The sequence below is a fragment of the Caballeronia sp. SEWSISQ10-4 2 genome, from assembly GCF_030464885.1.
GTDB lineage: Bacteria > Pseudomonadota > Gammaproteobacteria > Burkholderiales > Burkholderiaceae > Caballeronia.
The window spans coordinates 68,875-77,419 of record NZ_JALPRJ010000042.1 but is presented as its reverse complement, the minus strand read 5'-3'; the positions used below and the strand labels follow the sequence as shown (position 1 = coordinate 77,419).

Below are 8,545 nucleotides of genomic sequence, written 5' to 3'. Positions count from 1 at the left end.
CCGTTGGAAAAAGAAATGAAGTGCCGCCACGCACAGTGGCTAATAGTGATAAAGAAATCAGCCAACATATAACGACCGCAGACCTAAGCAGCAGCAACCCGGCATTGACCCCGACCACTAACCCTGAAAGCCCCGAAAACCCAGCATCCCCCGCCCGAGTGCGAACGAAAACCCCACCGCGACAGCGTCCAACTTCCTAGCCCACGCGCCCGCGTGCCGATCCTCGGGAAGCAGAGATTCCGGCTCCGGCTTCAGCGGGCATGCGCATGAACATCGGATAAGAAGTAATAACAACGAGTGCGGTAACAATGAAGGCAGAGGCCAGTTGCCACCGTTCGGCATGCGCTCCCGGCGCCAAGATCATGGTGACTTGAATAGTCCCTGCTGCAACTGTCACGCCAACTGCCTTCATCAATTGCTGAGCGGTGCCCTGGAACGAGGTAGCGGCAGCAAGCTTTGCCTTGGGCACATCGGCGAAAGCGAGCGCGCCCATTGTGGCGAAGCTAAGCGAGCGCGACAATCCTCCAACGAGCAGCAACAGGAAAATGCCGCTGGCGGGCCAATCCTGTGACATGAACGAGCACACCACGAGCACGGCCGCAAACGAAACGCTTCCTGCGCACAATACGGTTCGAACAGAAAACCGCCTTAGCGCAAGCGATGTCATCGGCCGCATGCAAAACGACCCTAGCGCGCTAGCAAAAGTAACAAGTCCGCTAGCCGAAGCGCTATAGCCAAAACCGGCTTGCAACGTCAGCGGCACGAGAAATGGCAGTGCGCCGGCACCGGCACGAAATAAACTTCCCGCGATAGTCGCGGCATGAAAGGTCGGAATGGCGAGCAGGGAAAAATCGACGGCCGGATCGTCGACGCGGCGGCAATGCCTGACGGCCATCCAGAACATCAGCACGCCGGCGGCGACGCATGCGGGCGACGCAAACGGCGGCAGCACCCCGCGCCCGGCACATTCGATCCCGATCATGAACAGCGTCAACGATCCGCCGATCAACATCATTCCACGCACATCGGGCGGCGCATGATGTTCGGGGGGCGAGGCCGGCAACAAGCGCCAGGTCAACAGCAATCCCGCTATACCCACGGGCACATTGACCCAGAAGATGCTGCGCCACGAGAGGGTATCGGTGAGAAAACCGCCTAAGGGCGGACCCATTAAAGGGCCGATGAGAGCCGGCATCGTAAGCCATGTCGTTGCCTGCAACAACTCCTCCCGCTTGACCCCGCGAAACAGGATCAGACGTCCGACCGGCACCATCATCGCCCCGCCGATTCCTTGCACGATGCGGGCTGCAATGAGCTGCGGAAGACTCGCAGCCGCAGCGCACGCCAGTGATGCAAGCGTGAACGTTGCGATGGCCCACATGAAGACGCGCTTGGCGCCAAAACGGTCGGCAACCCAGCCGCTAGCGGGAATGAACACCGTCAACGCGACAAGGTAAGCGGTGATGGCGCTGCTAAGGTGCACCGGGTCGACACCAAGATCGCGCGCCATGGCGGGGAGCGCCGTTGCGACGATCGTACCGTCCATGTTTTGCATAAAAAGCGCGCTTGCTACGACGGCAGCGGTGATGCGAAAGTTGGCAGGTTTCACGAGGCGGCGAGCGTATTTCTTATGGAGCCAACGACGCACCTGCAAGCAAGGCGCCGGAGGTTCGATCGATTGTGTGGCACCAGAGTCTACTTGAAGCGAGGGTGGCGATGCGAGAGCGCTGCAACGCTGGTTTGATTACAAAAAGCGTACGGGTTAGGGGCAAGCTTTGGGCTTAAGCGCTTGTATTAGTTTGGGCGCAACCTTAAACCGCGACTCGGCAATTGATTCGGGGCCTTAACGCAGACCATCACGCATAGGGCAGGATTAGGGTAATTACTATGAATAACACCGTGTCGCGGATCACACGAATAGGACTAGGATGTCGTATGAAACTCAATTTCCCGAACCCTAGCCGTTCCTACGACGACTCCAGGCACTGCGTGTGCTTCTGGGGGTATGACGGTTCGCGCGAGATCGCTTTTCAGATAGGCGACGCGGCGCTGTCGAGTTTCAATCCGCAAATGGGCTCGGGCGAATCAGCCGTGCTCGCCGCCTTCGATCTTTACCGCGAACGCATTCTGCTTAAAGCAGAAGATCTGTACGTACGCGGCTCACAAAACATCTTCAAGATATCCTGAGCGACCGTATGCGGCGGGCCTAATGCCTGCCTGTGTTCGCTCTGCAGATCTATTTGGCCGCGTATAAAATCGCGGCATGCCCAAACCGATTTCTTCGCCACCGCAAAGCGAGCTGCAGCCGGGGTCAGAGCACGTGCTGCCTTTGCATACGCCTGGCACGGCGTCACTATTGCTGGCCGCGTGTATTGCGACAATTGCGTGGCTGTCACTCGCCGCGCAAACCGACATCACGGTGCACCGGATGCTGGCACGCGGCTTAAGCGTCTTCGATGGTATCGAACGCCTTAGCAGCTATCTGACGAACCTGACCGTATTTGCTGTAGCCCTTTCTTTTTCGTGCGTCGCCGCGCTTGGCCGCTCACCGGTCGGGCGATTTTTTTGCAAGCCGCCGGTGGTGACGGCGGTGGTTGTGTACATCGTATTCGTCGGGCTTGCCTATAACCTGTTGCTGCGCCATCTGTGGACGCCGTCAGGTTATCGGGCGGTACTTAACGAATGCCTGCACACCGTCCTTCCGGTGTTGTCGGTGATCTACTGGGTGCTGTTCGTGCCGCGCTTTCATCTGAGCTTGCGGCAATGTCTGCTGTGGCTCGCCTATCCACTAGGTTACTTGTGCATCACGCTTTGGCGCGGCAGCACGTCGGACTTCTATCCGTATCCCTTCATCGATGTCGGCGAGCTTGGGTATCCGCATGTGCTGCTCAATGCGACCTTGCTCGTGCTGGCATTCATTACGCTGATGGGTCTGTTCATCACCTTGAATCACCGGCGTCCGCACTAGGGTGTAGTCGAGCCGTCGCCGGTGGCATACGAAATCCCAAGGCTCTTACTTCGGGGCGTAGTGCATGTCGCCGTTCCCGAACGACCAGTCTTCGCGATTCACCTCGACCAGGCTGATCCAGACATCTTCCTTTCGTACGCCAGTCCTGGCGTGTATGCCGTCCGCCACCGCGCGGTAAAACGCCTTCTTCATCTCGATCGTCCGGCCGGTGTTCCAAGTGACTTGAATGAACACGATCCCAGGCGTGTAGGTCACGCCTAGATATCCCTCTTCCGGATAGATCAGTTCGTCCGGTGCATGACGGGTGATGATCTGAAACTTATCGTTCCTGGGTACATTGACGACATCGATCATTGCGTCGTACACGACGTCGCTGATCGCCTTAACGACTTCCGGCGATGTTGTCTGGGCGAGATTGATTCGAACGAGTGGCATGGCTTGACCTTAGGCTTAAGTGGGAAATGGAGAAGCGCTGGCTACGATCTATGCAACGCGCTGGAAAACAGCGCAGTCGCATAGTTCACCATTGAAGATTAGATCAGGTGGAAAATTCCTGCCTCGCCGACTCTACGTCCTCATGAATCTTGACAGCTTCAGCGGGGTCGACGTGCTTACGGTTTGACGAAGCGCAGCGTCATGCGGTCCGACTCGCCGATGGCAGCGAAGCGCGCGTGATCCGTATCGCCGCCCCGGTAGGTCGGCGGCAAGGACCACACACCATGTGGATAGTCCTTCGTATCGCGGGGATTGTCGTTGATCTCGCTGCGCGCGGCGAGCTTGAAACCCGCAGCCTGCGCGTGCTGAATAACATAAGCTTCAGTCAGGTAGCCCGTGTCGATCATCTGCTGAACCGACGTACCCGGTACAGCACGATGCTCTTCCACGCCAAGCACGCCACCGGGTTTCAGCACCGAATAAAACGCGCGCAGGTTGGCATCGACCTGACCGTCTTCTATCCAGTTGTGAATATTACGGAACGTCAGCACGCGATCGACCTGCAGCCCCGAAGGCAAGCCGCTGAATTGCCCCGCTTGCAAGGTGCCGACAACAACCGTGCCGTAAATATTGGGCTTGGCAGCGAGCTTGCGTTCGAACGCTGCATTGCCCTTCGCTTCGCCCTCAGGCAACGACCCTTGCGGTGGCAGGTACTGCGCTTCGTAAAGCGTGCCACGTCCTTGCAGATACGGTGCGAGGATATCCGTGTACCAACCACCACCCGGCGCGATTTCCAGCACGCTTTGGGTTGGCGCCACGCCGAAGAATTCCAGTGTTTCTTTCGGGTGCCGGTAGACATCGCGTGCCTGCGCTTTCTCCCCTCGATACGGCGCCGCGATGGCGGTATCGAGCGACGTCGATGCGGTAGGTGTCACGCAGGACGCGAGCAGCAAGGCTGCGGGCAACGCCAGGAAAGCACGGCGCATGAGTTGGGGAGTAAGGAGCGTTTTCATGCGGGCCATTATCGGGCAAAGCGCGCCGCTTGTCAGAGCGCGTCTGTTTTACCCCTTGCTTTAAAGTCCCAGGCCCGCACGCGTAACCGGTTTAAGAATGCGGTTTAAGAATGGACCGCGTGCTCAAGCCTCAAAGCAGCGTCCTGACGTGCCATAGCTCGGGAAACAGCACCACGTCCAGCATCTTTCGCAAATAAAGCGCGCCGCTGGTTCCCCCCGTGCCCTGCTTGAAGCCGATGATCCGTTCGACCGTCGTGACGTGGCGAAAGCGCCATTGCCGGAACGAGTCTTCAAGATCGACGAGTTCTTCCGCCATCTCGTAGAGTTCCCAATGCTGCGTCGGTTCCTGATACACCTTGAGCCAAGCCGCTTCCACGCTCGCGTCGTGCGTGGTCGGCTGAGTCCAGTCGCGCTCCAGCCGTTCCGGCGCGATCGGGAAACCCCGGCGTGCAAGGAGACGGATGACTTCATCGTAGAACGAGGGCGTTTCAAGTGTCGCTTTCACCTCGGCAAGCACGTCCGGCCGATGCGCATGCGGCTTCAGCATCTGTACATTCTTGTTGCCAAGCAGGAACTCGATCTGCCGGTACTGATGCGACTGGAAGCCCGACGACGCCCCGAGATAAGGCCGCATGGCGGTGTATTCGGAAGGCGTCATGGTCGCGAGAACGCTCCACGCCTGCACGAGTTGATCGAGTATTCGCGAGACGCGAGCGAGCATCTTGAACGCGGGCGGCAAGTCATCGCGACGCACTGCGGCGAGCGCCGCATGCAACTCATAGAGCGCGAGCTTCATCCATAACTCGCTCGTCTGGTGCTGCACGATGAACAACATTTCGTTGTGATCGGGCGAGAGCGGATGCTGTGCCGAGAGGAGCTTGTCGAGCGAGAGATAGTCGCCATAGCTCATCGAATTGGAGAAGTCGAGCTGTGCGTCATGCCAGCCTTCCGGCTTCGACGCAGCATCGCCTGCCGACCCATAACCCATGGGACAGCCGCCCGTGCCTTCGCTTTCATGTGATTGTGTCATCGCGCGTTCTCCACGTGTCAGGTAACGGCGCCACGTTCGGCGAACTCAGGTGCACGCCACGCTTCGGTGGCAAGCACGTCGCGCAGTGTTTCAACCGCGTCCCACATATCCACATAACGCGTGTAAAGCGGCGTGAAGCCGAAGCGCAGGATGCGCGGCTCGCGGTAGTCGCCAATCACGTTGCGCGCGATCAGCGCCTGCATGACCTCATAACCGTGCGGATGTTCAAAGCTCGCCTGCGATCCGCGTTGCGCATGTGCCCGCGGCGTGACGAGCTGCAACGGAAATTCGCTGCAACGCGTCTCGACCAGTTCGATGAACAAGTCGCTCAGCGCCAGCGACTTGCGGCGCAACGTTGCCATATCGGTTTGCCCGAACACGTCGAGGCCGCATTCGACCAGCGACATCGAAACGATGGGTTGCGTGCCGCACAAGAACCTGCCGATACCGTCTTCAGGCTGATACTCCGGGCTCATTTCAAACGGCTTCTTATGCCCCCACCAGCCGGAAAGCGGTTGTGAGAAAACGTTCTGCAGCCGTTTCGGCACCCAGATGAACGCGGGGGAACCCGGTCCGCCGTTCAGGTACTTGTAGGTGCAGCCAACGGCGTAATCCGCGCCGGCACCGTTGAGATCGACCGGAACCGCACCTGCCGAATGCGCAAGATCCCACACGGCGAGCGCACCCGCCTGATGGATGATGCGGGTCAACGCGGCCATGTCGTGCATCGCGCCCGTGCGGTAGTTGACGTGCGTGATCATGGCGACAGCCGTGTTCTCGTCGATAGCGCTGGCGAGTTCCGATGCGTGATCGACGAGACGCAGTTCATAACCGCGATCCAGTTGCTCGATCAAGCCTTGCGCGATGTAAAGATCGGTCGGAAAATTCGAGCGCTCGGAAACAATGACACGGCGCTTCGGATCGCGCTCGTTGGCTACCCGCAGCGCCGCCGACAGGATCTTGAAGAGGTTGCTTGAAATGGTGTCGGTGACGACCACTTCGTCCTCGGCCGCGCCGATTAGCGGCGCCAGCTTGTTGCCAAGTCGCTTGGGCAATGCGAACCATCCTGCCGTGTTCCATGAGCGGATCAGACCGTCGCCCCATTCGCCGGCAATCACCGCCGCGGCGCGCGAAGCCGCTGCCTTGGGCGGCACGCCAAGCGAGTTGCCGTCCAGATAGATCGTATCGCAGCCGAGCGCGAACTGGTCGCGCAAGCTGGCTAGCGGATCGTCGCGGTCAAGTGCCGCGGCATCGTCTCGATGGTTCATTAAAGCGAATCCCGGTAAGTCGTCGTGGCCGTTCTGGACGGAAATTTGCGTCTCGCCACCCGTCTGGCGGAGCGCGTGCACATGCCTGAAAGCTTAGCCGAGAACGCTCCTTAATTGATTGCGAAACAAACGCAGCGCTTAGGGTCTCGTGCAATATTCTTCGATGAAAACCGGGCTTAAGCGCGATAAATTGATTGCGATCTGTTATGGGCGGCATTCGGGTGCGCTTACCAAGCCGCGCGTCAGGTCCGCTAAGCTGGCGCTGCTCGCCTGCAGCAGCGTTACTCGTTACCATGCAGCCAACCCTCAGCTCGTTACTTAGACAACCGCATATGACCCAACACGTTCTTGCCTCGACCTTGACCGACTGCGTCGACAATCAGTTCGACCAGGAGGTCCAGTTCCTTTCAGCGCTTGTGCAAAAACCGTCGGACAATCCGCCGGGTGATTGCGCGGGTCACGCCGAGATGGCGGCGCAATGGCTGGAACGGATCGGCTTCACGGTTGAACGCCATGCGGTGCCGGCCGAAGATGTCACCCGCGCCGGCATGATCAGTGCGACGAACCTGGTGGTTCGCCATCGCTTTGGCGCAGGACCGGTTATTGCGTTGAACGCACACGGCGACGTGGTGCCGCCGGGCGACGGCTGGAGCGCCGATCCGTACGGCGCCGAGATTCGCGATGGTTTCATGATCGGGCGTGGTGCGGCGGTATCGAAGTCGGATTTCGCAACCTATGCGTTTGCGTTGAAGGCATTGATCGACAGTGGCGCAACGCTAGCAGGCACGGTGGAACTGCACCTGACCTATGACGAAGAAACCGGTGGCCTGATCGGGCCGGGGTGGTTGTTGAAGCAGGGCGTCGTGAAGCCCGATTACGCTATATGCGCGGGCTTTTCTTATTCGATTACCACTGCGCACAACGGCGCGATCCACCTGGAAGTCACGGTGCGGGGCAAGTCGGCGCACGCGGCGCGGCCCGATACCGGGCATGACGCGCTCGAAGCCGCTACGGCTGTGCTGAATGCGCTGTACGCGCATCGCGCGGCATTGCGCGAGATCCATTCGGAGACGCCGGGTATCGATCATCCAACACTGGTGGTTGGTCTGATCAAAGGCGGGATCAACACGAATGTGGTGCCTGACAAGGTGAGCTTGCGGCTCGACCGGCGGGTGGTGCCGGAAGAGAATCCGCGAGATGCGGTGCAGCAATTGAGGGCGCTGATCACGGCAGCCGTGGATGGGATGCCGGGCATTAGCGTGGAGATAGAAGAGGTTCTGGTTACATCGCCATTGCGTTCGCTTGCGGGCGCCGAGCGCTTGTCGCAAGCGTTGCAGCGCGCGGCTTTGTTGACGCTGCAGCGCGACATTCCTACCGAGGGTGTGCCTCTTTATACCGATGCCCGCTTGTATTGCGAGGCGGGCGTACCGACGGTGATTTACGGTGCGGGTCCGCGGACGCTGCTTGAGGCCAATGGTCATCGGGCGGATGAGCGGGTCGCGCTAGAGGACCTGAGAGTAGCGACGAAAACGGTTGCTATTGCTCTTGCCGATTTGCTTGGATGACCCTAGGCGTTCCCTGGCTTCGTTTCTTTGTGCGCCAGCGCTAGCAAAAGAAACGAAGCGCCGTCGGTGGCAAGACTAACGAAAATATATCCAGCTTAAGCCGGCCGCTGCGCCCGGCGATCGACAGCCTCAACAGCCTCCCAAGCACCGCCAGCCTCTCGCATTCAGCACATCTTCAAAAACTCGAAGATAATCGCATGTCGTTATTTTGAGCCTCGCCGCGGCGCCCGGTCGCCACGAGGCGCGACAGATCGAACCTCAATTTC

The 8,545-nt window shown here is 59.3% G+C and carries 8 protein-coding genes; 3 read left to right on the top strand and 5 right to left on the bottom strand.

Annotated features, from left to right (window positions below):
* Positions 1 to 196: 196 nt before the first annotated feature.
* Positions 197 to 1,609 (bottom strand): MFS transporter, encoded by a 1,413-nt coding sequence (locus M0D69_RS26255; protein WP_301784783.1) that lies wholly within the window; start codon positions 1,607 to 1,609, stop codon positions 197 to 199.
* A 326-nt stretch (positions 1,610 to 1,935) separates the two neighbouring features.
* Between M0D69_RS26255 and M0D69_RS26250 the strand changes: the two genes are divergently transcribed.
* Entirely contained in the window at positions 1,936 to 2,187 is a 252-nt protein-coding gene (locus tag M0D69_RS26250) for a DUF1488 domain-containing protein (protein WP_047846077.1), read from the top strand.
* Positions 2,188 to 2,263: 76 nt separating this feature from the next.
* Positions 2,264 to 2,968, top strand: a complete 705-nt coding sequence (locus tag M0D69_RS26245; protein ID WP_301784782.1) for a Pr6Pr family membrane protein — start codon at positions 2,264 to 2,266, stop codon at positions 2,966 to 2,968.
* Between the two features lie 45 nt (positions 2,969 to 3,013).
* Here M0D69_RS26245 and M0D69_RS26240 read toward each other — a convergent pair whose 3' ends face one another.
* From M0D69_RS26240 to kynU, 4 genes are all read right to left on the bottom strand, one after another.
* Positions 3,014 to 3,403, bottom strand: a complete 390-nt coding sequence (locus tag M0D69_RS26240) for a tautomerase family protein (RefSeq protein ID WP_301784781.1) — start codon at positions 3,401 to 3,403, stop codon at positions 3,014 to 3,016.
* Positions 3,404 to 3,579: 176 nt separating this feature from the next.
* Positions 3,580 to 4,416, bottom strand: a complete 837-nt coding sequence (locus tag M0D69_RS26235) for a class I SAM-dependent methyltransferase (RefSeq protein WP_301784780.1) — start codon at positions 4,414 to 4,416, stop codon at positions 3,580 to 3,582.
* A gap of 130 nt (positions 4,417 to 4,546) precedes the next feature.
* Positions 4,547 to 5,404: a tryptophan 2,3-dioxygenase gene (kynA, locus tag M0D69_RS26230; RefSeq protein ID WP_301784788.1), complete on the bottom strand. Its 858-nt coding sequence runs from the start codon at positions 5,402 to 5,404 to the stop codon at positions 4,547 to 4,549.
* A 59-nt stretch (positions 5,405 to 5,463) separates the two neighbouring features.
* The gene (gene kynU, locus M0D69_RS26225; protein ID WP_301784779.1) at positions 5,464 to 6,714 is read right to left on the bottom strand and encodes a kynureninase; all 1,251 of its coding nucleotides are present in this window, start codon (positions 6,712 to 6,714) and stop codon (positions 5,464 to 5,466) included.
* Between the two features lie 332 nt (positions 6,715 to 7,046).
* Between kynU and M0D69_RS26220 the strand changes: the two genes are divergently transcribed.
* Positions 7,047 to 8,279, top strand: a complete 1,233-nt coding sequence (locus M0D69_RS26220; RefSeq protein ID WP_301784778.1) for a M20/M25/M40 family metallo-hydrolase — start codon at positions 7,047 to 7,049, stop codon at positions 8,277 to 8,279.
* Positions 8,280 to 8,545 lie beyond the last annotated feature (266 nt).